The 25,767-nt window shown below is 54.6% G+C and carries 29 protein-coding genes and 1 tRNA gene; 15 read left to right on the top strand and 15 right to left on the bottom strand.

Going from position 1 to position 25,767, the window contains the following annotated elements:
* Positions 1–12: 12 nt before the first annotated feature.
* The 3 genes from HNQ64_RS10725 to HNQ64_RS10715 form a co-directional block, all read right to left on the bottom strand.
* Positions 13–405 carry a cupin domain-containing protein gene (locus tag HNQ64_RS10725; RefSeq protein WP_221305414.1) on the bottom strand — a complete coding sequence of 131 codons (393 nt, stop codon included), beginning with the start codon at positions 403–405 and terminating at the stop codon, positions 13–15.
* A 417-nt stretch (positions 406–822) separates the two neighbouring features.
* Positions 823–1,347, bottom strand: a complete 525-nt coding sequence (locus HNQ64_RS10720) for an EF-hand domain-containing protein (RefSeq protein ID WP_184208357.1) — start codon at positions 1,345–1,347, stop codon at positions 823–825.
* A 45-nt stretch (positions 1,348–1,392) separates the two neighbouring features.
* The gene (locus tag HNQ64_RS10715) at positions 1,393–1,854 is read right to left on the bottom strand and encodes an EF-hand domain-containing protein (RefSeq protein ID WP_184208355.1); all 462 of its coding nucleotides are present in this window, start codon (positions 1,852–1,854) and stop codon (positions 1,393–1,395) included.
* A 193-nt stretch (positions 1,855–2,047) separates the two neighbouring features.
* Between HNQ64_RS10715 and HNQ64_RS10710 the strand changes: the two genes are divergently transcribed.
* Both HNQ64_RS10710 and HNQ64_RS10705 read left to right on the top strand, forming a co-directional pair.
* A tRNA-Ala gene (locus tag HNQ64_RS10710) sits at positions 2,048–2,120 on the top strand.
* Between the two features lie 157 nt (positions 2,121–2,277).
* The gene (locus HNQ64_RS10705; protein WP_184208353.1) at positions 2,278–3,567 is read left to right on the top strand and encodes a PQQ-dependent sugar dehydrogenase; all 1,290 of its coding nucleotides are present in this window, start codon (positions 2,278–2,280) and stop codon (positions 3,565–3,567) included.
* 15 nt (positions 3,568–3,582) lie between these two features.
* Here the strand turns inward: HNQ64_RS10705 and HNQ64_RS10700 are convergent, their stop codons facing one another.
* The 3 genes from HNQ64_RS10700 to HNQ64_RS10690 are packed head-to-tail and all read right to left on the bottom strand — an operon-like array spanning position 3,583 to position 5,919.
* Positions 3,583–4,221 (bottom strand): hypothetical protein, encoded by a 639-nt coding sequence (locus tag HNQ64_RS10700; RefSeq protein ID WP_184208351.1) that lies wholly within the window; start codon positions 4,219–4,221, stop codon positions 3,583–3,585.
* 40 nt (positions 4,222–4,261) lie between these two features.
* Positions 4,262–4,711 carry an NYN domain-containing protein gene (locus tag HNQ64_RS10695; RefSeq protein ID WP_184208349.1) on the bottom strand — a complete coding sequence of 150 codons (450 nt, stop codon included), beginning with the start codon at positions 4,709–4,711 and terminating at the stop codon, positions 4,262–4,264.
* Positions 4,712–4,755: 44 nt separating this feature from the next.
* Positions 4,756–5,919 (bottom strand): prepilin peptidase, encoded by a 1,164-nt coding sequence (locus HNQ64_RS10690; RefSeq protein ID WP_184208347.1) that lies wholly within the window; start codon positions 5,917–5,919, stop codon positions 4,756–4,758.
* A gap of 76 nt (positions 5,920–5,995) precedes the next feature.
* Between HNQ64_RS10690 and HNQ64_RS10685 the strand changes: the two genes are divergently transcribed.
* On the top strand, positions 5,996–6,658 hold the full coding sequence (locus HNQ64_RS10685; RefSeq protein ID WP_184208345.1) for a M15 family metallopeptidase: 663 nt from the start codon (positions 5,996–5,998) through the stop codon (positions 6,656–6,658).
* A gap of 55 nt (positions 6,659–6,713) precedes the next feature.
* Here HNQ64_RS10685 and HNQ64_RS10680 read toward each other — a convergent pair whose 3' ends face one another.
* Both HNQ64_RS10680 and HNQ64_RS10675 read right to left on the bottom strand, forming a co-directional pair.
* On the bottom strand, positions 6,714–6,980 hold the full coding sequence (locus HNQ64_RS10680) for a DUF167 domain-containing protein (protein ID WP_184208343.1): 267 nt from the start codon (positions 6,978–6,980) through the stop codon (positions 6,714–6,716).
* Between the two features lie 73 nt (positions 6,981–7,053).
* Positions 7,054–7,659 (bottom strand): N-acetylmuramoyl-L-alanine amidase family protein, encoded by a 606-nt coding sequence (locus tag HNQ64_RS10675; RefSeq protein WP_184208341.1) that lies wholly within the window; start codon positions 7,657–7,659, stop codon positions 7,054–7,056.
* A gap of 191 nt (positions 7,660–7,850) precedes the next feature.
* On the opposite strand from HNQ64_RS10675, the gene HNQ64_RS10670 reads away from it, so the two are divergent.
* Genes HNQ64_RS10670 through HNQ64_RS10660 form a run of 3 tightly spaced genes read left to right on the top strand, consistent with a single transcriptional unit; the run spans position 7,851 to position 10,383 of the window.
* Positions 7,851–8,693 (top strand): transglutaminase-like domain-containing protein, encoded by an 843-nt coding sequence (locus HNQ64_RS10670; RefSeq protein WP_184208339.1) that lies wholly within the window; start codon positions 7,851–7,853, stop codon positions 8,691–8,693.
* Between the two features lie 44 nt (positions 8,694–8,737).
* Positions 8,738–9,502, top strand: coding sequence for an AraC family transcriptional regulator (locus tag HNQ64_RS10665; protein ID WP_184208337.1), 765 nt, complete (start codon positions 8,738–8,740; stop codon positions 9,500–9,502).
* Positions 9,499–10,383 carry an RluA family pseudouridine synthase gene (locus HNQ64_RS10660; RefSeq protein WP_184208335.1) on the top strand — a complete coding sequence of 295 codons (885 nt, stop codon included), beginning with the start codon at positions 9,499–9,501 and terminating at the stop codon, positions 10,381–10,383. The genes HNQ64_RS10665 and HNQ64_RS10660 overlap by 4 nt, the downstream gene beginning before the upstream one ends.
* Here the strand turns inward: HNQ64_RS10660 and HNQ64_RS10655 are convergent.
* From HNQ64_RS10655 to aat, 7 genes are all read right to left on the bottom strand, one after another.
* Complete coding sequence (locus HNQ64_RS10655; RefSeq protein WP_184208333.1) at positions 10,380–11,222, bottom strand: alpha/beta fold hydrolase; 843 nt, start codon at positions 11,220–11,222, stop codon at positions 10,380–10,382. The genes HNQ64_RS10660 and HNQ64_RS10655 overlap by 4 nt on opposite strands.
* Positions 11,223–11,359: 137 nt before the next feature.
* Entirely contained in the window at positions 11,360–12,130 is a 771-nt protein-coding gene (locus HNQ64_RS10650; protein WP_184208331.1) for a M14 family metallopeptidase, read from the bottom strand.
* A gap of 18 nt (positions 12,131–12,148) precedes the next feature.
* Positions 12,149–12,583, bottom strand: coding sequence for a rhodanese-like domain-containing protein (locus HNQ64_RS10645; protein ID WP_184208329.1), 435 nt, complete (start codon positions 12,581–12,583; stop codon positions 12,149–12,151).
* The gene (locus tag HNQ64_RS10640) at positions 12,580–13,257 is read right to left on the bottom strand and encodes a DUF1573 domain-containing protein (RefSeq protein ID WP_184208327.1); all 678 of its coding nucleotides are present in this window, start codon (positions 13,255–13,257) and stop codon (positions 12,580–12,582) included. Before HNQ64_RS10640 ends, HNQ64_RS10645 begins: the two co-directional genes overlap by 4 nt.
* Before the next feature lie 65 nt (positions 13,258–13,322).
* Positions 13,323–14,876 (bottom strand): CbiX/SirB N-terminal domain-containing protein, encoded by a 1,554-nt coding sequence (locus HNQ64_RS10635; RefSeq protein ID WP_184208325.1) that lies wholly within the window; start codon positions 14,874–14,876, stop codon positions 13,323–13,325.
* Positions 14,877–14,892: 16 nt separating this feature from the next.
* The gene (locus HNQ64_RS10630) at positions 14,893–15,603 is read right to left on the bottom strand and encodes a hypothetical protein (RefSeq protein ID WP_184208323.1); all 711 of its coding nucleotides are present in this window, start codon (positions 15,601–15,603) and stop codon (positions 14,893–14,895) included.
* Positions 15,604–15,615: 12 nt separating this feature from the next.
* The gene (gene aat / locus HNQ64_RS10625) at positions 15,616–16,218 is read right to left on the bottom strand and encodes a leucyl/phenylalanyl-tRNA--protein transferase (RefSeq protein WP_184208321.1); all 603 of its coding nucleotides are present in this window, start codon (positions 16,216–16,218) and stop codon (positions 15,616–15,618) included.
* A gap of 130 nt (positions 16,219–16,348) precedes the next feature.
* Here aat and HNQ64_RS10620 point away from each other — a divergent pair, with 130 nt between their 5' ends.
* The 9 genes from HNQ64_RS10620 (at position 16,349) to HNQ64_RS10580 (ending at position 25,711) form a co-directional block, all read left to right on the top strand.
* Positions 16,349–16,951, top strand: coding sequence for a flavin reductase family protein (locus HNQ64_RS10620; RefSeq protein ID WP_184208319.1), 603 nt, complete (start codon positions 16,349–16,351; stop codon positions 16,949–16,951).
* 132 nt (positions 16,952–17,083) lie between these two features.
* On the top strand, positions 17,084–17,386 hold the full coding sequence (locus HNQ64_RS10615) for a hypothetical protein (protein WP_184208317.1): 303 nt from the start codon (positions 17,084–17,086) through the stop codon (positions 17,384–17,386).
* A gap of 51 nt (positions 17,387–17,437) precedes the next feature.
* A complete protein-coding gene (locus HNQ64_RS24315; protein WP_184208315.1) occupies positions 17,438–18,379 on the top strand; it encodes a peptidylprolyl isomerase in 942 nt (313 codons plus the stop codon).
* Positions 18,380–18,433: 54 nt separating this feature from the next.
* On the top strand, positions 18,434–19,405 hold the full coding sequence (locus HNQ64_RS10605) for a KpsF/GutQ family sugar-phosphate isomerase (protein ID WP_184208313.1): 972 nt from the start codon (positions 18,434–18,436) through the stop codon (positions 19,403–19,405).
* Positions 19,406–19,458: 53 nt separating this feature from the next.
* Entirely contained in the window at positions 19,459–19,755 is a 297-nt protein-coding gene (locus HNQ64_RS10600; protein ID WP_184208311.1) for a hypothetical protein, read from the top strand.
* Positions 19,756–19,774: 19 nt separating this feature from the next.
* On the top strand, positions 19,775–21,037 hold the full coding sequence (locus HNQ64_RS10595; RefSeq protein ID WP_184208309.1) for a CNNM domain-containing protein: 1,263 nt from the start codon (positions 19,775–19,777) through the stop codon (positions 21,035–21,037).
* On the top strand, positions 21,034–21,978 hold the full coding sequence (locus HNQ64_RS10590; RefSeq protein ID WP_184208307.1) for a CNNM domain-containing protein: 945 nt from the start codon (positions 21,034–21,036) through the stop codon (positions 21,976–21,978). The genes HNQ64_RS10595 and HNQ64_RS10590 overlap by 4 nt, the downstream gene beginning before the upstream one ends.
* A gap of 203 nt (positions 21,979–22,181) precedes the next feature.
* Positions 22,182–23,309, top strand: a complete 1,128-nt coding sequence (locus tag HNQ64_RS10585; RefSeq protein WP_184208305.1) for a Gfo/Idh/MocA family protein — start codon at positions 22,182–22,184, stop codon at positions 23,307–23,309.
* Positions 23,310–23,530: 221 nt separating this feature from the next.
* The gene (locus tag HNQ64_RS10580; protein WP_184208303.1) at positions 23,531–25,711 is read left to right on the top strand and encodes a DUF1549 and DUF1553 domain-containing protein; all 2,181 of its coding nucleotides are present in this window, start codon (positions 23,531–23,533) and stop codon (positions 25,709–25,711) included.
* The last annotated feature ends 56 nt before the right edge of the window (positions 25,712–25,767 follow it).

Here is a 25,767-nt window from a genome sequence, read left to right as displayed (position 1 = left end):
GTTGTTCACAGATTAAATAACTGTCAACGGACCGTCAAACATCGTCAGGCTGATCACTTCAGTTTTCGCGACGTGCGGTCCATGAGACTGCCCTTTGGGAGCGTAAAAAAGGGTGCCTGGAGTGTAAGTAACGCCGTCCTCTTCCCATTCACCGGAAAGCACCCACGCCCACTCATTGGCTGCGGGGTGAGTATGAGCAGGAACGCTGATTCCCGCATGAAATTTGCGCAGCACTACGACGCCCCCTGTTGTGTCGTTTTTATGCAAAATCTTTAACTCCACTCCTGCATAAGGACCGGGCTGCCAGTGCTTTTCGTTCGCTAAGGCGATGTATTGGAACATATCCAAAAAAACAACGGTGGAATCACTCTCACTGCAAGCCTGCAAATAGAGACGATCTACCACCCATTTTATAGCATGCCTCATGTCCCCTCCTAGCGGTCCATCAAAAGAAATCATCTCGCCTGTGACTACGAGCTCAAGATCAAAAAGAGCCTCGCCACTTCCTTTCCGTTCACCTTCAGAGATTGACTCTCCAGTAATTTTCCTGAAGGCGGCTTTTCCACCTCTGTTCCAGTCCCCCGCCCCAAGGAAACTATCAGCATCAAAATAAAAGCATTAATCACAGCTCAACTGAACGCTCTGGCCTCTAACCCACTTCAAAAAAATGGCTTTAATTTTTGCTGCATCGAAACCCTCTTTCCTACTGTAATTTTGATGGCTAAGCCAATTAAGGTTTAATCCAGTCTAAAATCAAAAAACCCTGCCGTCTCAAGAGATCAGCAGGGTTTATCAACGATCAAGAATTGTTATATCTGTGGATTAAGGACGTGGAGCCACGGTGCCAGTGTTGGCGCTGCCATCTGCGTTACTGCCACTGGCACTACTACCTGTACCACCCGTGGTCCCGGTGGTGCGATTTTTTTCCGTCGCTTTAGCTGCCGCCTCTTTGTCAGCCGCCGCTGTATCATCAGCCGCTCTTTTGGTTTCTTGATCTTTTTCGGCTTCAGGTTTCTTCATTTCCTTCGCTTCCGCATCGCGAGGTTCACGTTTGCCTTTACGTTCCATATTCTTGCGTGGTTGGCGCGTGCCCATTTTCACAAACTCTTCGCGACTAAGACTACCGTTTGAATCTGCATCCAGCCGATCAAACATTGTTGCGAGGTTACGAGCTCGAGTTTCTGGATCCTGGCGTGCAACGCGTCTTTCTTTATCCTCCCGCGCTTTATTGACAAGCGGTGGATTAGTGGTTTCAGGCGTTGCGGCACCTTTGGACTGAGCTTGGGCAATCACAGGGGCCATCGCCACTCCGGCGATTATGATGGTTTTGACGAATGAGTGTTTCATAAGATTTGGATTTTAATCGACAACTGCACAAAGGCCTAACTAACATTAGGGTCCAGGCCTAACCGGTGGCGGAGGACTCGTTGGCACGTAAGAGCCCCCGTTTTGACTCACTGGTGGCACACCCGTGGGTGGAGTGTAAGTTCCCTGAGGACCTGTCATAGGCTTCACTCCAGGTGCTGGAGAAAGTCCATTGTTGGCAGGCACCCCGGCGTTAGGGGCATAGACACCATTCCTTCCATTGGAGTTTGCTGGCACTGCTACCTGGGTGCTCAAGACCCCCACACGAGAAAACTCGTTGTAGTTAAGCAATCCATCTTTATCCACATCCAATTGCTGAAATAAAGCCTGGGGATTTGCCAGCCACCAAGCAGCCTCTTGGCTGATCAGCGCCACTTGAGGCTGAGCAACGGTCCCGGTAGGAACTGCCGTTGTATTGGAAGGAACTTGTGCTAACAATGCTCCCTGAATCGCCACCAATCCAGCATAACAAAAAATAGGGTGTTTCATAAAAATCCTGGGGTTAAAATTCACCGCACGCACTTAACCGTGGTTGGAGGCGGCCTTCATAAATTCGTCTTGGGAAATAAGAATGGATGTACCAGACCTAACCAACCACGCTACCAGCCATTTTAAGAGGAATAAAAGCGCACTGGACATCACACCTGCATTATTTTAAACTTGGTTAACCCTAAGCCGTACCGGGGCTATAGCTCAGTTGGTAGAGCGTCTCGTTCGCAATGAGAAGGTCAGGGGTTCGAATCCCCTTAGCTCCACGGTTTTGCGTCGGCTGGTGATTTGAGAGGAGCGAATGGGTAACAATTTCGTTACCCCGTGACTTCTTTCACATTCTTTCAATAAAATTTAACTTCCCCGTCGCAATGAAGGTCAAATGGCACAATCCATGCAGAGAATATTACATCTTCCTCTGCTATGTCACGTTTTCAGCCCATTCCATACTTCACTTTGGCTCTCCTCCATCTGATCAGTGGCGTAGCTAATGGCGTGCCGGAAGAAGTGGCCGAAAAAGAGGTAGTGCCAGCGAGCCCTCTCGTACGACCAGTGCCGCCACTCGAAATTCCTGAAGATACTCTGCATGGGATCGGACTTAGCCGCCTGAAATTCCCTCGTGAATTTGATTCACCTGTTGCCTTGAGTTCAGCCTTACCCGGGCCAGAGGGGGAGCAAATCGTCGCGCTACAACGAGGTGAATTTTGCGCCATCAAACTGGATGGCAGTGGTGAATGGCGGTCTTTCCTTGATTTTCGTGAGCGAATGTCTGGAATCGTTCTTTTTGAGGAAGGGGTGCACGGGATCGCCCTACATCCACAATTTGAAAAGAACCGTCTCTTTTACCTGAGCTACACCCAAAATGAACCGCGCCGCACTGTCATTAGCGAAATGCGGGCAACAGACGGAGAATCGCCATCCGCGCTCCCGGAGACGGAGCGCATCCTGCTTGAGATCCCACAACCGCTTGCCGATCATTGGGGTGGCCACATCACTTTTGGACCCGATGGGCAGCTTTACATTGCACTGGGGGATGGAGGCCTCCGCAGTGATCCCTACCGTCTCGCCCAAAACCCATGGGTGCTCCATGGGAAGATCCTGCGTTTGGATGTAAATAGCCGCAGTGGCAAACTGCCCTATGCCATTCCTGCCGATAATCCCTTCGCCAACGAACAAACCGTGCGGCCTGAGATTTTCGCCTTAGGCTTCAGAAATCCTTGGGGACTTGCCTTTGATACGCACACAGGTCACCTCTGGTGTGCAGACGTGGGTCAAGACCTTTGGGAGGAAATCAACATCGTCAAAAAAGGTGCCAATTATGGATGGAGTGATCGGGATGGCCCCACGGACGCGACTTTTCATCCCACACCGCTCATCCCTGGCACAGCGACAACCGATCCCGTTCATGCCTACACACGCCAGCGGGGCGAAGGGCTGTGCATCGTCGGCGGTCACACTTACCGGGGAGAAAAAATGCCTGCACTACAGGGTATGTATCTCTTTGCAGACTGGGGTTACGGCACGATCTGGGCCCTACAGATGGATACCGTGAATGAACGTGCGGTACGCCGTCTTACTCTCTACCGCCGACCAGAAGCAACCAAACTCAATCCCACCCTCATCACGCCTGATGCCCATGGAGAGCCCATTCTTCTTTCTCAAGATGGGGCGCTTTACCGTCTTGAATACACGGAAGACATAGCCACTGAATGAAGTGAGGCAAGGAGGCTAGCGTGAGGCCAAAATAAAACGCCACACGACTAACATCACAACGCCGGACCACATCATCCAACGGCCAATCTCACGGGTGCGGAGGTCATAAGTGTAAAACTCCCCTTCTGCATGAGACTCCTTCATGTAGGCCAGAGAGTAGCCAATGCCCATGCCGACGATGCCCCCGAGTAGCACAGAAAACCAGCCCAACACCAAGTGCCACCGAGCTGCAGGTCTGCCCATTTCTAAAGCCTGAATTTGCTCGGCTGATTTCACCGTAATTTCGGCAGGCTTAATGTCCCGGTCTGCGGCTAAACGCCGTGCATGCACGACCACAAAAGGATCCCAGTCCGCAGGGACAGAAAGGATCTCTAAAATTTCTTCATCAGAGGCTGTGTGCAGGAAATGGTCTGCGGGTAATTCCGTCTCTGCAAATGACCCCTCCAAGGCTAAACGAGCCGCATGAAGGTCTGCCCGGCTCACCATGACCATCATATCAGCCGGGTAATCACCTCTGCCTACCTCGGTGATGTCAAATGCGGCTTGGCTGCTGGACACACGATGCGGCACCCCGGCCGTTGTCAAGGTTTCCACCACCGCAGCCAATTCATCACCGCTTTTCGTTCGAACCAACTCAAAATCTTCCTTCTTCATCGTTTGTTAGGTTAAGATTTCATTTGGGATGCACACTCAGTCATTTACCGGAGGAACGCTTTTTGATTGCTTCCCCTAGAGTCCGCTCAGCATCCTCACAGAGAGTTTTCAGAACCTCAGGGCTAGTCCAGTCGGCCCCACAGGCCAGGATGGTTTCACGTACCATACCATCCGCAGAGACCACCTGCATCGGGTGCTGCTTAGCATATCGATTGGCTAGACGTTCCAAAATGGCATCGGCCGTGGTTGCAGCTTCAGCATAGATCACTTGAAGCCCTTCGGGCTCTCGTTCCTCACTCCGCTGGGAGTGAGTACCATCGAACACCACTACCACCTGCTTACCACTCATGTCCTGGTAAGTGCGCAGTCGTTTCATCAGTTCCAGTCGGGCCAAGTGCCGCCGACCAGCGCTTCTCTGATCCTTCTTCAGTTCCGGCCAGGCATGCATCACACTGTGACCATCTACCAGAAGATAAGCTAAAGCAGGCATCCGTAACAAAAGTGGAAGGCTAAAGAGGAGACTGAAGCCTGCGGTTAAAAATCACCTCCACGGGTTACCTTACTGAGATACCAAGACATGACCTGAGGCCCGTAAAAGACCCACAAAGCAGCCCCAGCAGCAAGATAGGGACCAAAGGGTAATTTCGTTCCCCACTGGGCACGTCCCGTCAGTCGGGTAAATCCTGAGACTAAGGTGCCCAGCACACTGGCCGCAAAGATGGTGAACAGGACCGCTTTCCACCCCAGGAAAGCACCGATCATCATCAAAAAGTGAACATCGCCTAGCCCCATGGCTTCCCGCGGAATCTGTACCCCGGTGGCCGTTCCTTCCAGGCGTGTGACGCCTTCTAGATCGAAGGTTTCCACTTTGCCAGAAGCATCGGTGACCTTCATGCTTTCCACATACAGCTCCACGTTCACATCTTTAAAGGTGCGCTCATTCACCCTTAAAGTCGGGCTGGTCACCAAAAGGCGATCCGTCGGCCGCTGCATGCCAAAGAGGTCCACCCATTCGATCTTATCTTCCCCCATGGTGACGATGGGAGGCTCCGTCTCCACGGGTTGACTCACGTTCCACGCCTCAGGCTTCTCAAAGACGATTTTCTTGCGACCAAAGGCGAGTTTGCCTAACTCCACCACCAGCCTTAGCCCACCAAACCCTACCGCAGCACTGGCCAGCGACATCAACCCACTGACCCACCACACAGCCTCCCCTTGAAGACTAGGCACCCAGAGCGAGGCCAGCACCCCGGCAATCGTCCCGTAAAAGGTGATCTCCGCAGGCAAAAGATAATGTTCGATGTCAATGAAAGTGCCTGCAATGAGCAGGCTCATTAAAACCCACAAACACAGCACCTGAGGCCCCCATAGCGCAATCGTCGCCCAGTCTCCCTTAAACGTCCAAAAGACGGCGTAAAACATCAGCGCCGTGAATAGCTCCACCCCTAAATAGCGTGGGGAAATACTCGTTTTACAATTAGCACACTTTCCTCCTAACAGCAGCCAACTCACCAGAGGGATGTTGTGATACCAAGGGATTTGATATTCACAACCCGGGCAAAAGGAACGTCGAGGCTTATTGACGGAGATGCCCCGAGGCAGGCGATAGATGACCACATTCAGAAACGAGCCAATGCCCGCCCCAATGAAGAAAAACAAAACATGCAGCAAGGCATTGAGAATCTGGTAGCGCATCATCGGACAAAAAGAGGGAAAAGACGAAGTGGCGGAAACTTGCCTTGCCAAAGGCACTAGAGGAAGCAAAAAAAGCACAATGTCACGCATCTGTCGGCTGTTCCTTCCCTGCCTTCTTGGGCTCGTTGTCGGGCTACTGATGACAAATTGTGCTTCTCCGCAACCTTCGAAAAAAGGCTTGGTAGATGTCCGCCGTGTGGTTCCCAATGTCGTCGTAGATCTACGTTATGGCACTACTGACAATCTCACCGGGCACGCCCTCTACCCGCCCGACATGCCCTGCCTACTGCGCGCCTCCACAGCTCAAAAGCTGAAGAAAGCCCAACGACGACTACGCTCCCAAGGCTATGGCCTGAAAATCTGGGATGCGTGGCGGCCCACGGAGGTGCACCAGCGTTTATACAGGCAAGGTGCAGGCACGGGCATGTTCCTAGATCCCAATCGAGGGTGGTCACGTCACTGTGGTGGTATCTCCGTTGATGCCACCTTGGTGGACAAATACGGCCAAGAATTGCCCATGCCGACCCACTTTGATGAAGACCTCCATCGCGCCTCTAGCCACCAAGTGTCAAAAGATCCGACCATTCGCCGCCATCTGAGTGTGCTGCATGAGGCAATGACTACCGCTGGTTTCAAGGCTCTCCCAGGTGAATGGTGGCATTTCGACGACGTGGATTTCCTCTACCGCCCCATCCCTGTGATCAAAGCTGCCGATATCGGCGTCAAGCTATCTCTGCCATGACGAGGTGGCGAGAAACATACTTCATGTTAGGTCCATCCAGCCGCCCTCTCAGAGCTCACTTCAGAGGCAGCCGGGTATAGGCGCTCAGAGGCAGTTCCAGAGTCTTTTGTCGGCTCCCTTCCCCGCGCAACAAAGTCACTTCACTCTTGGCGCAGCCTAAGGTCTTGGCCAGAAAGGCGATCAATTCCACATTCGCCTTCCCCTCCACAGGAGGAGCGCCCAGCTTCATGAGCAAGACCGAGCGCCCTTTTTCATCCATGCCCCAGCCAGCTAGCTCGGACTTACGTGCATTGGGTGTGACACGCACGATCAGTTGAGTCATCTCCTCCATCCTGCATTCATCCCACCATTTTTGAAATCCTCAAACGTCACTTCGTCCTCCACGATCGACCTCATCATCCTCGAGTCGCCAGGATGCCAGCAGCGATTCCCTCCGCGATCGCCTGACGGTGTGCCGGGCTGGCACATCGCTTGGATTCCGTTCGGTTGCTCAGGTAGCCGCATTCGATGACCGTAGCAGGCATATTTGTACTTCGGAGGACTTTGAAATTCCGGTTAAAAACCCCACGATTAGTGCCTGTGACCCGCCGATCCATGCTGCGGAGGATGCTGCGGGCCAATGTTTTTCCCGAAGCACTTCGATAGTATCCCTCCATTCCATGAATGCTCGTTTTCCGGTTCGCATTGAAGTGAATGCTCACGAACACAGACTTGGAGTGACGGTTAGCAATGCTCGCCCTCGAATCCAAGGCGACAAACGAGTCGCTCCGCCTCGTCATGATCACCTTCATTCCTTTGGCTTTTAAGATTCGTTCTACCCGCTGGGTCACATCTAAACAGAGCTTTTTTTCAACCAACCCGTACCACACAGCCCCACCATCGTGTCCACCATGCCCGGCATCCAAAACCACCGTGTTGAAGGAAAGCGCCTGCAACTGAGCGACAAGACCCAGCCAAAAAAAACAGACGAACCAACGGCAGAATGGGGGCGAAAAAGCCATTTAATTAATCTTACTTAAAATTCAGGCACAATGAAACCCAAAAATAGATCGGCATTCTCCTTTGAGAAAAGCGCTCTTCTTACACGCACCCCCTGTGGCGTCAGGACCGCTACCCACCAAAAAAAACTTTGAGGCGGCCTCATTCTTCACTTTCGCCTTTGATCCCGCCCCCTCTCTGCTAAAACATCCTCATGCCTGGACTCACCAAACTCGATCATCTCATCTCCCTCCTGGACGATGACTCTCAGGTCGTTCAGGAAGCTGTGCAAAAAGAGCTGTGGAGCATCCGTCAGGATCTGCCAGAAAGACTCGCCTTGATGGATCGGCCCTTAACAGAGTCCGAAGAAAGCCACATGAGCCGCCTGCTGGAACCCGCGCGCAGGGTCGAGCTCGAAGAAACCTGGATGCGCTGGCGCTGGCTGGATAATCCCACAACCCAGTTGGAGGAGGGCATTGCGCAAATTTCAGCCTACCTGCATAGCTGGCGAACCCAACCTGGAGAGCTGGCCAAGCGGCTGGATCAACTGGCCGAAGAGGCCTTCCAAGAACAGGGCCGTATGGATGCTCGAGAATTGGCAGAGTGGCTCTTCACCATGCGCAATGGCAGCATTCGTTTTCGCGGTAATAGTAAGGACTACTACACCCCGAGTAATAGCAACCTGCTTTGGGTATTGGAAACTGGATTTGGCAATCCTATCAGCCTTTGCTGCCTCTATCGTTTGTTAGGCCAGAGATTTGGCATTGAAATCCATGGATGCAATTTTCCTGGGCATTTCCTGGCTCAGGTAGAACACGGGGAACGCACCTGGCTCGTCGATTGCTTTAACCGCGGCCGATTCATGCTTTCGAGCGATGTCGCCCGGCACCATCCTGCGGCCAATCCTTCCATCGAAGAAGTCGTCCGCACCCCTGCCAGCACGGACGCCATTCTTCTGCGGATCTTGCGGAACCTGGACGAGGCTTTTGATCGCCTCGACCACACCATCTACCGGCAAACCATGCGCTCCTTAGCCATCAAGCTCATGGAAGATTGATCTCCACGTCGCCAAAGGGCCATCCCTCACCACGACGCTGCCTCATGCCCAGCCCTGAACAACTTCGAGATCGATTCCTCCGCGCCCTCGCACCCGAGAGCCAGTTTTACCGCTTGCTTGATCATCTTCCGGGCATCTCATTTTTTGCGAAAAATAGCCGGTTCCAGATCGTCTGTGCCAATCAGCACTTTGTCGAAAGTGTGGGTCATCAGAATGAGGCGGATCTCATCGGCAAAGAAGACTTTGATCTGTTTCCCCTCCGCTTAGCGGAAAACTTTCGTCGAGACGATGAAGAGGTACTCACCAGTGGAGAAGCACGTCTTAACCTCGTCGAACTTTTCTTTAACTCACAAGGGATCCCAGACTGGTTCATCACCAACAAGTTGCCTGTGCGAGATCGCCAGGGACGCCTCATTGGCATCATGGGCACGACGCAGAGTTATAGCCATGCCTCGCAGACGGTTCACCCCTATCGCCACATCGAGCGGGCGCTGGCATACATTCGCGAGCATTTCCGTGAACGCATCACCGTGGAGGAACTTGCCTCTATGGTCCACCTCTCCACCCGCCAGCTACATCGGAAATTTGTTGAAACCTTTGGCTTTAGCCCCCAGACGTTCATCATGAAATTGCGCATCCAGGCAGCCTGCGATGCCCTCCAGCAAGAGGATGCGCAGATCATCGAAGTCGCCACAGCCCTGGGCTTTTGCGATCAAAGCAGCTTCACCCAGCATTTCCACCGCCACATCGGCATCACTCCGCTGAAGTATCAGCGCCAGTTTCGCCTCGTCAGAAAAACCGGAGAATGACATCCAAAACCGCTACCGAAAAAGCCCTCCTTTTGCCCTTCCTCATTGCCCGATGGCCCGAGGTCAAACGAACCAAGATTAAACAATGGCTCCGCTTTGACGCAGTCAAGATCAATGGGCGCACGGTGACCCAGCATGATCACTCTCTGCAACCTGGAGATGTCGTCAGCATCCAACCCCAAAAAGCCCCCCCCAAGACCACACCCCTGCCAGCAGGCCTGAGCATCGTCCACGAGGATGATGAATTGTTGGTGATCCGTAAACCGGTCAACCTTCTCACCATCGCCACAGATACGGAACGGGACAAAACCGCCTTCCGTATCATGACCGACTACTTGCGCGAAAGCAGCCATGGTCGCCAGGATCGTCTCTGGATCGTCCATCGCCTAGACCGCGAAACCTCAGGGCTGCTCGTTCTGGCCAAGAGCGAAGATTCCAAGACCTGGCTCCAAGAAAACTGGGCCCGCATGGACAAGCGTTATCAAGCCATCGTCGAGGGCATCGTCCCCAATCCTTCAGGCAAGATCGTTACTTACATTGACGAAACTCAGCCCCACCGCGTTTTCTCCACCAGTCACGCTAGCCCCACCGCCCGTGAGGCCACCACGCATTATCGAGTCCTCAGCACCGGGTATGGGCGCAGCCTGCTGGAGGTCACGCTCGAAACCGGTCGCCGGCACCAGATCCGTGTCCAACTTGCATCCATCGGCCACCCCATCGTGGGAGATGAAAAATACGGTGCTAAGAGCGATCCAGTTAAACGCATCGCCCTACACGCCAGTGACCTCAAACTGCTGCACCCGGAAGACGAGCGTGAGCTCACTTTTCACTCTCCCCTTCCCCAGGAGCTTGTGCGTCTGGTACCCATGACGAAACTCTAGCGCTTCACCGTCCGACCATTCTTGTCCAGCCACTGGGCAAGGTCCTCAGTCACTTCGGCACGCTGCACATCATGAAGCAGCAGGTGATAACTTCGCGTGTACCACAGCAGGCGCTTTTTCGGAGAACGCACCTGACCGAAGAGTCCCTGCACCTGATCTGGGGAGGACAGAATGTCATTGGGAGAGGCTAAGAATAACACCGGCATACGCAGGCGTTTGGCTGAGTCTGGGTTTTGATCCAGCAATCGGCCGATTTCCGTTAGCAGTCTCAAGGTGAAGCTATTGATATGATGTTCCGTCACCGCCATTTGCGCCCCATGTGTGGTTTGGCTCGTCACCTGGATCTTCTTTTCATCCACCCCAGCTAAATCCCCTAACGAATAGCGTGACCGGGGCGAAAGAGTAGCCGCCGCCTCCAGTAAAAACCGACGGAAGCCTGATACCGTCACCCGCAGCCCCGCCACAGGGGAGGCTAAAACAATGCCCACGGGGTCTTGTCTTATATTCAAACGGCTGGCCGCGGTGTGCAGACAAATCAGGCTACCCAGACTTTCTCCATACCAGAAAATCGGGACGCCGGGATTCCGTTTGCGCACCAGCAGATGAAACGTTTCTAAATCACGTATCCACTGTTTAGCAGAGCCAATGTCCCCCCGCGCCTCCTTCACCGGATCTTTGCCCTGCCCCCGCAGATCATAGGCATAAACCGCATACCCTTGCGGAGGCAATTTATCCCCAATGAACCAAAAGTCAGAAGCTGCCCCACTCAGCCCGTGCACGGCGATGACGATGCCCTTGGGTTTTGTCCCCACCGCGACAGGCCATTCTTGCCATGGCATGATCTTTCCGTCATAGCTCACCCAGGAGCCAGGCCTGAGCTCTGGAGAAGCGCCCCCTCTTGGAAGAGATGAGCAAGAGGCTAAAAAAATCACCAGCCCAAGCGCACACAGCGCCAGCCACCGGCAGACAAGGTTGGTCATGCCGCAGTATTTCCCGCGATCTCTGTCGCTGACAAGACCGCATTCACAAACTCCACCTGAGCCCTGACCCGAAGATCGAGGCCGAACTCCGACGGTGTTTCAAACGTCAAAGTCAGCCCACAACCGAGTTCATGCAGCACCACAGCTTCTGGCAAGCCGGGGAGGTGCTTCGGCACTCGGCTCCGGCGGATGACTCCTCCCTGGGCGCGACTTTCATCAATGCGTTTACGCCCATCTGGGGGGATAGCACTTACCCCCGCCAGCATGTCAGGCGCTAACTTGGGGGCACCACGTCGTCCCAATTCATAAACATAGCAGCCCTGCCCGTCGTAGTCTTCGTGAAGGCAAATGGCCACCTTTAGGCGCCGGCACGTCACGATTTTCTGCCAAGGGCCACACACAACATCCTCCTGCAAATGGAAGCGGCGATTCAGATCCTGGCCTTGATAATCCGCCCGTGTATTGAGCATCAGCCCATGGGGATTAAGGCAGGGAAAGAAGACGAAATTTCCCGCACGCAGACGATCCTCATTTTCTTCAGCCCAGACGAGCAATCCCCAGGCCGCAGCAGGTTCGTCCCCATGCACCCCTGAAGAAAGGTAAATGGCCTCCACGGCGAAAGAGTTTTTCGTTTCTAGCCAGAATACTGAAACCCCATCCACCACGGCCAAAGTCTTCAGCTTCACGCCTAATCGGCGCGCCAAGGCTCGCCATCGCTGGATCAAGACGCGGTAACTGTGAGCCGCATGCAGAGGAAGCAAAGACATTGGTTTTAGAAAAACACCTCACTTTTGAGCGGCTTGCCACGCAGGCCAGCCGCCCTTGAGCACATAACAATCATCCAATGGCACCAGCTCTAAAAGACGTTCCTTCACCTTTCGACTGGCCTCACACTTTTCACCGCCACAGTAAATGATCACAGGCAGAGTCGTCCTTTGTAGCACCTCCATCAGTTCCAACACCTGATCCATAAAACCTTGCTCATTTAGCAGCATCGCTTTTGGAATGTGACCTTTTTCATAGGCTTCAGCAGGTCGCGCATCAATCCACAGCACCTTCCCCTGCCATCTTTCCTGAATGTCTTTAAGATTGACCTCATCTTTCATTCGAGGTGCTTCACTAAGGTGCAAAGCGGGCGCGCGGGGATGGATCTCACGCGTCACTCCCGCAGCGACAGCCGCCATCAACAGCAGAAAACCAGCCTGGATCACGGACTTCATGGCTGCTGAGAGCTAGGTTTGCGATAAACCGAGAAAAACGCCATCTGCCGCTGGTATTTGGGGATGGTGCTGTCCGTCTCTATCCGCAGTGCACCTAGCATCACCTCTGCCGTGGTTTTGGGTTTGACTGAAACTTCATAGACACGCCCCGGCTCGATCTCCTTCCACTCAAACTCCACATTCTCCCGGGTGGAGGTGATGTTCTTGATCTTCATCGGCCCGCTGCCCGTCATGGTAACACGCGTGGTTTTCTTCGCTGCCTCATCACCTAACCACCATTGCAAAGTCTTGGGCTCAATCTTAATGACCTCTGGCACCTCCAGCACAAAGGGAATCACCCACTCCGCTTGCTCAGGATCATCTGTCTGGACATGCACACTCTTCTCCTGTCTTCCCACAAAGCTGGAGACTTTAAACTCTGCTTTTCCGGTGCCCATTTCGCCCGGCGCATACACGGCTTTGTCCAGCGAGGCACTCAAGCAACTGCACGCACTTTCGATATTCAGCACCTTCACTGGCTTGCTGCCTTTGTTGTGAAAAACAAAAGTCGTCGTGATGGATTCATCTTCGGGCTTCGGCTTCAGCTCAATCAAGGGGATCTCAAGCGCCAACTCTGCCACTGCCAAATTGGGCAGAAATGCGGCGAAACAACCTAGCCAAAGAAAAGCTTTCATGGAGAAATAAACCCGTCAGGAAGCTTTACGTCAACAGGTCCGTCAAAGACGTAATCTGCTCTGCCTCACCCCTTGGCCTTCGCATCATTGTTTTCCCGAGACACTTTACGCGCCACGGAAACGATGTGATTGCAGGCCTCCATGCATAGTAGCGGTACACAGCGTGCGGCGTCCATCCCGGGCACCTGCCCTGCCTGAGGCCCCAGCTTCAGCTCGGCACTACCACCGAGAGGTTGCACCGCATCCAGCTTGAAAACGATCCGCCTCAGGCATTTTGATTCACCCGCACAAAAACCACCGATGATCTCTCCTGCCTGCGCATCGGTAATTCCATTGGCAAAACGATACATACCCGTCTGTCTGCCCAAAAGACTGCGTAAAGGCACCGGCTCCAGCGCCCCGCGCTCCTCGGCTAACGCCATGCCCACGGCAGCGGGATAAAAGAATTCCAGAGCTAGGAGCAACTCGCTAACGTCCATAACCCGAACAATCCATCCCCGGCGCAAAGTCGCGGCGGTTTTGATCGCGCGAAATGCACCCGCTTCATCACATCGGGCGATCTCCCGTGCAGCCACCGCTCCTTCATACGCAGTCAAATCAGCCAGAGACACGCCCACATCCGCCAGGTGACGGAGGGTAAAACCTGACGCGTCAGCGGCGAAGTGAACTTCCCCAATGACATCTCGCCCTTCTTGAATCCAGCGTTCGAGTCCCGTTTTAAGAACTTCCGATGACGCTGCCGTTCTCACCGAATCCTGAATGCCATGCTTGGTATCAAAATCATGCACCTGATCGAGAATAACTTCTGCCATGAGAGGCTCCGTCCCGATGGCACTGCTGTAATACAGTTGCCGACCATGCATCGCGATTGGGTTTTGCCGGAAGACCTCCATCTCACTCAGAGCTTTCCCGGGTTCCTTTTCCATCCCGAGCAATACGGGGATGTCTTGAAAACTGTGCAACCCATCGGCAATGAAAAACGGCACCACCACCACATGAGCTGCCGTTGTCATATTTACCCAGTCAGACACCAGCGGGGCCTCTTCCATGTAGGCATCCACCACTTCAGCAAAACCATAGCCGCCGTCCCGGATCAACCGCACTTGTTCCTGGATCGCCTTGGTTGAATTGTCATTTAGGTTTGTCCCATGTCCGACGATGATGAGGCTGGTCTCGCCTCTCGGCACACCCGGAGCTACCTCATCGGCCCGCTGGAGGAGAAGGCGGGTCATGTTCGGATGAATGCCCACAGGGTCACAATAAAAGATAGTCCGCCCGTCCCGCTGGGTCGTCGGCCCAGTCAAACGCAACTCTCGCGGCAGTACCTGCTGGCAGAAATAACCTTCGCTGATGAAATTGGGCACAATGTAGATCACCCCACTGTCCACAGACTCAAAGACTTCACGCATGGAAGGCTCCTCTTTCCAAAAGCAGCACGCCACCTCTCGAAAAATCCCCCGACGGCGGATCTCATCTGCATGCCGATGTGTGGGCGCACTGGAATCAGGATTCAGGGTGGAACCATGACCAACAATAATGAGAGCAGCTTGGGAATAGGGAGAGTTCAAAGCGGGATGATATACGCCACCACTCAAAGCACAGACCCACACAACTCCCATTAAAAAATTTATCGGCTCAACTGATCAACAAAAGGCGAGCTGTATCACCTGGAGCCGTTTCAGGAGCCCGATGCACACAAGGAGGCACCTCACAACCTGGATACTGCACCGCAATCCGCCACAAATTCGCCAGCCCAAAAGAGTAAGGTTTTGCCCCCGGCAGCGGTGCGTAATGCAAATCAAAGCAATTTTCGCTCAGGAACTCCAAAAATCCCTCGCCATCCTCACCACCGTAAAGTTCCAGCAATTCCGCCCTTATCTTTGGCTCATCCACATGCCGGATCACCTCTTCATTGCGGATGCCTTCACTCGGAGCACCGTGATAAGTACACAGAAAGGTATCTGCCTCCACCGTCGCACTGTCGGCGTGGAATGAATACACATCCGTCCGTACGCCGATGGGTTCGTCATCCCGGGGATAGGCATGGATGCAATTAAGCTCCGGCCCGCGTCCCAGATCCCGCAATCGCTGCAGATCCTCCACCATCATTTCAACCGCTAACCGACCTGATTCAGACAAAGGCAAGCCCCTTAGCAACGCCTCATCCAGGGCCAGTATTCCCTCCCTAGCCCCCAGACAGCGCACGACTTCTTCAAAGTCCCCCTTGAGTTCCCGTTGCCAGCACAGCGCATTCACGCTCCCCTGAAAGGGGGTGGTTTGCAACTCCTCAAAGCTACTCACCCAACGTATGCTCGGGTTGCTGGATATTGGCTGGGGAAAATCCATGGGAGACAAATTTCAACGAAATACCATCTGGGCGCCTAAAGGCCGCTCATCGAAGGTGACGGGAAGCCGAATGGCGCGATCGAGAAGGTCCAGGTATTGAGAGCAAGGGATCTCATAGCCTCCTAGGCTTGCGAGGTGGGGGGTAGTCCACTGCGTATCGTGGACGATGTAGCCGCGCTCCTTCAATCGCCATTGCAGGTGAGTGAGCGCCACCTTGGAGGCCTGAGTCTCCCGACTGAACATGCTTTCACCAAAAAAAGCGCCCCCGATGGCGACGCCATACACCCCACCCACCAGCCTTCCTCCTCGCCAAACCTCGACGCAGTGGGCAAACCCCAGCCGATGCAGCGCCTCATAGCTATCTAAAATCGTGTCCGTGATCCATGTCTCTGGGCGATCCGCACAACCGCGCATCACGTCACCAAAAGCCGTGTTCCACCGCACTTCAAAGGGGTGGTCTTTAAGATACCGCGCGAATCGCCGGGGCACATGAAAATCTCCGATCGGTAAGATGCCTCGATAGGGGGGCCGAAACCAAGAAATACGCCCACTCTCATCTCCCATAGGAAAGGCACCTTCACAATAGGCGCTGAGGAGTTGGACAGGATCTAACATAGCATGAAGAACCTTAGCGATAGGGATGCCCGGCTCATTTGCAACTTACCCGTGTAGCAAATCCCACTCCTCTGCTCTCCTTTGTATTTTCTCGTGCCCTGTGCCAGGGTGGGGGCGTTCACTTGCTATTATGGAAATAGATCTCACTGGCCCTCTCCGGGAAGATGCCTATCGCATGCTCTCGGGCCTTGTCACCCCGCGCCCCATCGCTCTCACGACCACGGTGGACCCCGAGGGGCGCATCAATGCGGCTCCGTTCAGTTTCTTCAATGTTTTGGGTGATAGCCCACCCATCGTCGGTTTTTGCCCGGGCGACCGCAGCCCTGGCATTCCCAAAGACACGGCACGCAACATCCGCCTGACGCATGAATTCGTCATTAATTTGGTCGATGAATCCATCGCCGAGAAAATGAATCTTTGCGCTGCTAGCCTAGAGCCAGGTGAAAATGAACTCATCCACGCTGGTCTTACCCCCCTCCCCTCGACCATCGTCAAACCACCCCGCATCGCCGAAGCGCCAGCCAGCCTGGAGTGCCGCAGCCACAGTATCCTCGAGATTGGAGATAATCGGCTCATCATTGGCGAGGTCCTTCGCATTCATGTCCGAGACGGCATTTTCGACCCCGAAACATGGCTCATTCAGCCTGGCACCTACCTTCCCGTTGGCCGCATGCAGTCTCCCAACTGGTATTGTCGCACCACGGCAATGTTTGAAATGAAACGACCTCGGTAAAAAATCTTCCACCCTTTAGTCCGCCCCAACGCCCTCGGGAGGGCTGCCTGAGACAGGCTGATTCCGGGTTGCTTGTGCGCCGTGACGTGGCTAGAATCACTCTTCAATTCAAAAATTGCTCTGCCTTTCCTCATGAGACTCTCGTGCCTACTCCTCGCCGCCAGTGCTGCCCTCACCCTCGCTTCCTGTGGAACCGGTGGCCGCGTGGATGCCAGTTACCCCACGGTAGCCGAGTTAGATCGCTTGGACACCCAGTGGGGACTGCCTGCACGCACCTCACGTGGTGCCCCTAAGCGCACCTATCAGTATAGCGCGCCCACTCCCACTTACGGTGCCCCAGCCGCCTCTTCCGCGCCCAGTGCCCCACCGCGCGAAGTGCTGAATACACCGCCACCAGACATCAAACCCGTGCCTCTGGATCCCGCCCTGCGCTAAACCTCCCGGCCAGTTTCTCTGCGCCACTTTTTCAAAATCGCCCAATCTCCCGTGAAGCTCCTCCCTGCTCTTTTCCTGCTCGCCGTTGGCCTCAGTCAGCCCATCATTGCACAGGAAGCTGCGCCCCCGCTGCCAACCACCACCATACCTGCCACCGTCTCTCCGCCTAGCTTTCCCGTGACCCCCATCACGCCCATTGATAAAATGGCGGAGCAGGCCCAGAGGGAGCTTTTCGAGGCTGCGGAACGCGGCAACAGCACGGGTGCAAATACTGCAACGGTCATCCCTGGCGGCCCTATTGTGACGACTACCGGCCGCAAGACCACCTTTGCCGCCCCAAAGGTGGAAGATCCCGCAGGCTGGCCGAAAGACTCACAGCGAAAGCTGGCCGTTATGGAGGTCAGCTTCGGTGGAGCCATTGAAACGGTTATGTTTGAGCTTTATGCCAACGACGCCCCCATGACCGTCTCCAACTTTCTCGACAACTGCGAGACGGGTTCTTATAACGGCCTGGCCTTCCACCGCGCCATCGAAAACTTTATTGTCCAGACGGGTGATCCACTCACTTCCGATGAAGGTGCACGTGACCGCTGGGGAACAGGAGGTGAGTCCAAGACCATCCCTGCTGAAATCAAACGCAGCCACCGAAAAGGGGCCGTCGCCATGGGTCGCCGCAGTGACAAAGTCAATCCAGGTCGCAAATCCAACGGTTATCAATTTTATTTCTCCCTGGGCAACTACTCTTCCATGGACGGCAAATACACCGTCTTTGGCCAAGTCGTCTCAGGCATCGAGACTCTCGAAAAAATCTCCAAAATGCCCGTGGATGGCAACGACTGCCCCATCGCCCGTATTGAGATCAAATCCCTCAAGGTCGTTGACCACAAAGGCCCCCTTTACGCCACCCAGCAAGATACCGGTGACTCACGCAAATATTCCAAACCCGCTGCGGCTAAAGGCTTCTTTGAGCGGTTCATTGAGCGTGTTTGGTAAAAAGACGGTGGGCTCCACTGCCACCCGTCCACTCTCTGGACCGTGGCCCCTCACATGAACTTCCCCGAACAAGCACGCCGCGTCATCCGCCTCGAAATTGAGGAGCTGGAGCGGCTGCACCAGCGCATCGGCGAGGCCTTTACCCAGGCCATCCGCCTCTTGCACACCTGCCTTACCTCGCGAGGCAAGATCATCGTTTGTGGTGTTGGTAAAAGCGGGAACATCGGGAGGAAACTAGCGGCCACGCTTAACAGTACAGGGGCCACTACCGTCTGCCTAGATGTAGGTGATGCCCTGCATGGAGACCTGGGCGTGATTGATCCCGGCGATCTCGCCATCCTCCTCAGTTATAGCGGTGAAACGACTGAATTGCTCGACCTCCTGCCCCATCTCAAACGCCAGGGATTGCCATTGATCGGCATCACCGGCGTCGCCACTTCTACCTTGGCACGCCAGGCGGACTGCGTTCTAGACGTGGCAGTCACCCAGGAAGCCTGCCCTTTGAATTTGGCCCCCACGGCAAGCACCACTACGATGTTAGTCCTTTGCGATGCCCTCGCCATGGTATTGCTAGAAGCGCGCGGGTTTCGCCAAGAAGACTTTGCCCGCCTGCACCCAGGAGGCTCACTAGGACGTGCCCTCCTTACACGCGTGTCGGATGTGATGCGCCAAGGCGAGCAACTAGCCTTGATCCAACCTGAGACCACTGTCCAGGAAGCACTGCATGCCATGACACGTGCTCGCGCAGGGGCCGCCATCGTTCAGCAGGCAAACGGCAGCCTCGCAGGTGTCTTTACTCATGGTGATTTCGTTCGTGCCTTTCAGGCAGATCACGCCATCGCAGCGCACCCTGTGTCCCGTTACATGACTGTGCGTCCCATCAGTATCCAGGCAGATAAACTCGCCGCAGAAGTTCTCTCCACACTTCAAACGGCTCGGGTAGATGACATCGTCGTCATTGACGATCTCGGTCGCCCAGTGGGCCTCGTGGATACACAGGATCTCACCCGCCTGCGTTTGGTTTGATGAGTCAGCACCACACCTAACCTTACCAAATACCGCCTAACCAAATCTTTAACATGACTGAAAACGCCACCACCCTGACTGAAGAAAATGATGCCGAAAACCCGATCGAGCGCAATTTCGGTCCCCAGCCTCTCGATGCCCTCCTCACGGAGCATGAGCTCGACAATCACGCCATTGTTCTGGCCAGCACCGCCCCCATCACCCACAAGGCTGTGCAACGCGCCCGCAAAGGCCGCCGCCTCACCACGCGTATGCAAATGCGCATCGCCACAGCGCTTAACAAAGCACTCACCATCAAGGGCACTCCGCCCGAGCGAGAACTTACGCGCAAAGACCTATTCAATTACTGAGAACCCACGTTGACCAGCCGTGCCCGTTCTTCCCGTCATCTCTTATTTGGCCCTACTGCTTCTTCTGGCAGTCATCTCCGCTACGGAGACGGCCATTCATATGGCGAGGGATCTGGACACACAGGCAGGCATGGCACGTGAGGGCGTGGCACGGAAATTGCGAAGGATCACTGCGAATCCATTCGCTCAATTGCACCGCACCTTGTTACTCTCAGCCACGCTTAACCTCGCTCTCGCAGCGCTCGGTTTGCATCTAGTATCAGGGCCGATGATGACCCTGGGCTGGAACCCTTGGTTAGCCGCGTCATTTCTTTTTGTCGGCACCGTCCTAGTGGGAGATGTGGTTCCCAAATTCCTCGCTGCGCGTTCACCATCCGCCGTTCTCCTGGGTAGCTTGCGTCTTCTGAATCCACTGCGCAGCATATTAGACCCCATCTCCAGTTTTGCAGATCGCAGCACCGATGCCCTCATCCGTCGCTTTATTCCACAAAAGGTCAAACCACGGCTGCCCATCACCCGCGATGAATTTGAGACCCTAGTGGAAATGCGTGAAGAGCAAGGCCAGATCGACCCGGCCGAGGCAGCGATGATCCGTGAAGCTCTTGAGATCGAAGGTTTGACCGTTCGCGATTGCATGGTCCCCCGCGTGGATCTCACGCTCATGAGTGCTTTTGATAAACCGGAAAAGACCACTGCAACCTTAGAGCAATCCGCAGGTCGTCATGTTGTGGTTTATGGAGAAACTCCCGATGTGGTCGAAGGCGTCATTGATACCCTTGCGTGGCGTCTTGCGGGCCGTCCTGCTTGGGCAAACATGCTGCGCCCTGTGCAGTTCGTGCCAGAGACGATGCCCGTCCTGGATGCCCTTCACCAGCACCTCCAGTCCACCATTCAACCCCTCCTGATCGTGGATGAATACGGCGGCTTAGAGGGCATGGTCAGCCAGGATGAAATTGCGGATTGGCTGCTGTACGAAGCTGCCCCATGGCAGGGCGAGGGTGCAGAAATCCGAGATCTGGGCAATGGCCGCTACCTCCTCGAAGGCGGCACACGGTTGGATGATGTCACCGCCGCTCTCCCTATCACTCTGCCCGATGCCGATGGTCTTGATACCATCGGCGGCCTCGTGTTTAACCTCTTGGGCCACTTACCAAAACCTGGTGAACGTGTTCAGCTAGAGGATGCAGACCTGAAAGTTCGCCGTGTCGTTCGCGCTCGCGTCCAACAGGTGGAGTTGCGACTCAAAAAACCACTCGCGGAGGACTCTGCCCCAAGTAAATGACCTGGGTTTTCCTGCTTATCCTCTCGCTCGCTCTCTCCTTTGCTCTCTCAGGGCTAGAGAGTGCCATCCTCTCCGTCAGCCGCGTACGCGTGCGGCATGCGGCAAGTGCCGGAGATCGCCGAGCCATTCGCTTGCTTCCACTCATCGAAGATCGCGATGCTCTCCTGGGTGCCATCACCGTCACGAATCATATCACCAATCTCAGCGCCTTTCTTATCCTAGCCTGGAAGCTCATTCGTCTCTCTGGTCCTTGGGGACATTTCCTCGCGTTTGTGATCGCGCTGCCCATCTTTCTTATTGGCTTAGAAGTGCTGCCGAAAAAACTTTTTCGGCGTTATCCTTTTCGCAGTATTCGCAGCCTCACACCTCTGGTGCTTGGCGTAGGGCTTTTCCGTCCGCTCTTCCGGTCGTTGGCGGGAGCACGCACCGCCACCGTCACGATCCCAGACCAATCCGCAGGCCGCGACGACCTTCATCATCAGGCGGATCTGCTCAGCCGCCAAAATCAGCTCAGTCCAGCCGCTGCACGCTTGATTCACAGCGCCCTGCGCTACCGCCAGTTACGCACCTCAGCCATCATGCGCCCTCTCACGCGCAGCATTGCACTTTCAGGAGATCTGCCGCTGGAGACCGCCCTTATCATGGCGCGCGAACACGCAGCGACGACCCTTCCCGTCATTGGGGAAAAGGGTCAGTTTGTCGGTGTGCTAGATCTTGCCTCTCTGCCCCCTCACTGCCCGCCAGATAGGCTCGTCCGCCATCACATGCGCACACTCGATAGTGTCCATGCACAAGACAGCGCCCTTCTAACCCTCCAGCGCATGCGCAAGCGGGCCCGCACTTTGGTTCTAGTCCTAAATGAACAAAATGAACCCATCGGCCTGGCAAGTGAAGAAGACCTCCTTCATCGCCTCATGGGGACTCGTGACCCTAACGCCTAAGTGCGTCAAAGGTAAAATCACCACATCCGCAGAGATGGGGCGATTTTGAATTTATGCTAAAGCTCTCTCCCCCCTTTGGTCGGTTGCATGGGTATCACTATTTCGGGTGCCAAAAGAGTCCTCTTTACGCGATCGGCACGTCCGATTAACCCCAAAAATTGTCCTTTAAACTGGGCCTAACTTCCCGTTATAACCACCTCACTATGCCAAGCCCAAAGAAGCTCAACATTGCCGTCGTCGGTCTCGGATTCGGGGCCGAGTTCATCCCCATCTGGCAGCGCCATCCTAACACTGTTTGTTATGCCATCTGCCAGCGTGACCCCAAAAAGCTTCAGTCCATTGGCGATGCTTTCGGTGTAGATGTCCGTTACACAGATTATCGGGAGATGCTGAAAGACCCGGCCATTGATGCCGTGCACATCAATTCCCCCATCCCGGACCATGGCTGGATGTCCATTGAAGCTCTTAAAGCCGGCAAGCACGTCGCCTGCACTGTCCCCATGGCGACGAGCATTGAGGACTGCAAAACGATCTGTGACCTCGTCAAAAAAACCGGTCTCAGTTACATGATGATGGAGACTGTCGTCTATGCCCGCGAATTTCTTTTCATGAAGGAGCAGTACGAAAAAGGTAAACTAGGCAAGCTCCAATTCCTCCAGTCCAGCCATCAGCAGGACATGGACGGCTGGCCCAATTATTGGCCAGGCCTCCCCCCCATGTGGTATGCCACTCACTGCGTGGGTCCCGTCGCGGCCCTCGCAGGCACTCCAGCAGAATACGTGAGCTGCTTCGGCTCAGGCACCATCCGCCCAGAACTTATCAAAGAATATGGCTCCCCCTTTGCGGTGGAAACTGCTCACGTGAAGTTTAAGGACAGCGATCTCAGCGCCCGTGTCATCCGCAGCTTGTTTGATACCGCCCGCCAGTATCGCGAAAGCATTGATGTTTATGGAGACAAAGCTTCCATTGAGTGGCCACTCGTCGAACACGAGCCTTTGGTAATGCACACCGCTAAGCTACCAGAGCACAAAATCCCCAAGCTGGTCAAAGCCCCCGACTACGCCAAACGCCTGCCGAAGAGCATCCGCGACTTCACCACCAAAGGTGTTTACGACCTGGGGAAAAAGACTCATCTTAGCTTTGTCCAGGGCAGCGGCCACGGCGGCAGCCACCCTCATCTGGCACACGAATTCGCCACAGCTCTCACAGAAGGGCGCCCACCTTTTCCCAATGCCAAACAATCCGCGAACTGGACCTGCGTGGGACTTTGCGCACACGAATCTGCCCTTGCGGGTGGCAAGATTGTGAAGCTCCCGGCCTTTACTCAATAGTCATTCAAAGTTTTTTGATCCCTTACCACAGAGCCGCGCACCTCAAAGAGGAGCGCGGCTTTTTGCGTGCACGCACTCCTACCTCACCTAATACGCTCATCACCAAAACCTATCTTTTAGCCACTTCTCGAATAGGCCATGCCCTGTGCAGCAGCTTTGGTACGACATGAGCCCTCTACCGCCCAGCCGCAAGAACTCTGGCCCACGTGCGTATTTTGGCCATGTTCCGTCTTTGCTTACTGATTCTCACTCCCTTTACCCTGGCACTTTTTGCCAGTGGCAGTGAGCGCCCAGTGAGCTTCATCCATGATGTTATGCCTCACCTGCAAAAGGCAGGTTGTGCGGCGGGCAACTGTCACGCCAAACCCGAAGGGCAAAATAACTTTAAGCTCTCCGTTTTTGGCTACGATCCAGCAAACGATTACCACGAAATCATGCGTGATGACCGGGGCCGTCGCGTCTTCCTTGCCGCTCCTGAAGAAAGTTTGCTGCTCAAAAAAGCCACTGGCAGCGTGCCTCATGAAGGTGGCGCACGCATTGCCAAAGGCAGCCTGCCTTATCAGCTTATCATCACTTGGCTACAGCAGGGAGCGCCCGCTAAATTGGCAGATGAAGCTACGCTATTGAGGGTCGCCGTCACACCCCGTGAAAGCATTTATAAAAAGGGCCAGAAACAGCCGCTTAAAGTAGTCGCCACTTACAGCGGTGGAAAAACTCAAGATGTCACCGCCCTGACTGAATTCCTTTCGCAGGACAAGGAAATCGCTCAAGTGGATGAACATGGTCTGGTCGAGGTGGGTAGCACCAGTGGCGAAGGCGTCGTGCTTGTCCGGTTCATGGGTCATGTGGATGTGGCACGCATCACCGTGCCGGCGGATAAACTTCTACCTAACGACAAGTACGTCCAGCTTCCTGCCAATAACGAAGTGGATCGTCTTGTCCATGCTCGTCATCAAAAACTCGGCCTTCTTCCTTCAGAGACTTGCACTGACGAGGAATTTATCCGTCGTGCATCGTTGGATGCCATCGGCCTGCTACCTACGCCCGAGCGCGCCAAGGCTTTTCTCACCGACGCTCGTCCCGATAAACGCGATCTCTACATCCGTGAGCTTCTCGAACATCCCAACTACGCAGACCACTGGGCCGTCAAATGGGGAGATCTCATTCGCCCCAATCCTTCCCGAGTGGGCGTGAAACCGGTCTATCTTCTGGACCAATGGCTGCGTGAAGCCTTTCGCCAGAACATGCCTTATGATGAGATGGTGAAGCAACTGCTCACGGCCGAAGGCAGCACGCACGAGCATGGGCCTGTGGCTATCTTTCGCGACAAACGCGAGGCAATAGATGCGTCAGCCTTTGTTTCTCAGATCTTTCTCGGAGTGCGTCTGGACTGCGCCAAATGTCACCATCATCCCAGCGAAAAATGGACCCAGGAAGACTACTATCAACTCGCTGCTTTTTTTGGGCAGATGGGCCGCAAAGGCCAGGCGATCTCAGCCCCTATCTCGGGCGAGCCTGAATACTGGTGGTACAGTGGCAAAGGGCAAGTCCAGCACCCCATCACCGAAGCTGTGATGGTTCCCAAACCGCCGGATGGCCCAGAAATGCCCTATGTCGCAGGTCAGGACCCGCGCGCTCGGTTGACGGACTGGATGGCGAGCAGTGACAACCCCTTCTTTGCCAAAGCTATCGTCAACCGCCTCTGGTCAGAATTTCTCGGTCGTGGGATTGTGGATCCCGTGGACGATTTCCGCGTTTCAAACCCTCCCACCAATCCGGCTCTTTTAGACTGGTTAGCACAGGATTTCATCGCCCATGGTTATGATCTGAAGCACCTCATTCGCACCATCCTTTCCTCCCGCACCTACCAACTCAGCGCGCAACCGAACGAACACAATCTCACTGATACGAAAAACTTTTCCCGCTCTATCAAACGCCGGCTCAGTGCCGAGGTTTTGCTGGATGCTCTAGGTGACCTCACAGGCGTACGGGAAACTTTCAGTGGTCTGCCCCCAGGTTCCCGTGCTGTGCAGACTTGGAATCACAAACTGGACAGCACCTTCCTCGATGCCTTTGGTCGTCCCAATGCCAGCATGGAATGTCCCTGTGAACGTGAACGCAAATCCAGCGTCATCCAGGCTCTGCATCTGATGAATTCCAATGACCTCCAGGCCAAACTGAATGCCAAAGAAGGCAAGATCAGCGCGCTGGTAAAAAGCAATCTAACCGAGCCCCAGCTCGTCCAGGAAATTTACCTCGCGGCCTACAATCGCCTACCTAAAGCCGATGAATTGCAGACCGCTTTGAAGTTCTACAACAGCCCAGGCACCTCACGACAAACAGCTACTGAAGACCTTACCTGGGCTCTGATCAATTCCGCAGAATTTGTTTTCAATCACTAAGAGGCAGCAGATCATCCACACTGCCTAAAGTATGGGGAGGGACTCATGCCCCTCCC

The organism is Prosthecobacter dejongeii, assembly GCF_014203045.1.
GTDB classification, from domain to species: domain Bacteria; phylum Verrucomicrobiota; class Verrucomicrobiia; order Verrucomicrobiales; family Verrucomicrobiaceae; genus Prosthecobacter; species Prosthecobacter dejongeii.
The sequence above is the reverse complement of the archived record's forward strand: the minus strand, read 5'-3'. Positions and strand labels throughout refer to the sequence as shown.